The organism is Mesorhizobium sp. M4B.F.Ca.ET.089.01.1.1 (assembly GCF_004022605.1).
Classification (GTDB): Bacteria; Pseudomonadota; Alphaproteobacteria; order Rhizobiales; family Rhizobiaceae; genus Mesorhizobium; species Mesorhizobium abyssinicae.
Map to the genome: position 1 here is coordinate 1 of NZ_RZOS01001434.1, position 444 is coordinate 444.

At 59.5% G+C, this 444-nt stretch carries 1 protein-coding gene; it reads left to right on the forward strand.

Features of this window, described 5'->3' with window-relative positions; translation table 11 throughout:
- Positions 1-242: recombinase family protein (locus tag EN780_RS37815; RefSeq protein ID WP_133373029.1), on the forward strand; the 242-nt coding region annotated here is incomplete at its 5' end.
- Between the last annotated feature and the right edge of the window lie 202 nt (positions 243-444).

Here is a 444-nt window from a genome sequence, read left to right on the forward strand (position 1 = left end):
AGTTGATGCTGACCATGTTGGGCGGGATCGCAGAATTCGAGCGCGACCTTATGCTGGAGCGCCAACGCGAGGGCATCGCCAAAGCTAAGGTGGATGGTAAGTACAAAGGCAGGGCACCCACGGCAAGGAGAAAGGCTGCGGACGTGCTGCGACTCAAGGCCGAAGGCAAGACGGCCGATGCGATCGTCCAAGAGTTGAGCGTGAGCCGATCGAGCGTCTTCCGCATCCTTCGGAGTGTATGACAGGATTGCCGGGCATACAGCGACCCATCTGCGCGAGAGGAGACGACAACAATGGGAAAGAAGCTCAAGGAGAAGCCCCTCACTCGCAGGCAGTGGCTAAGGCTGGAGGCCTCCGAAAGAAGAGCGTTGGGGGCGATGGGATCGCCATTGGGCTCTGCAGATGCGACACGAGCTTTGGGCGTCGACAAAGGAGCCACTAAGG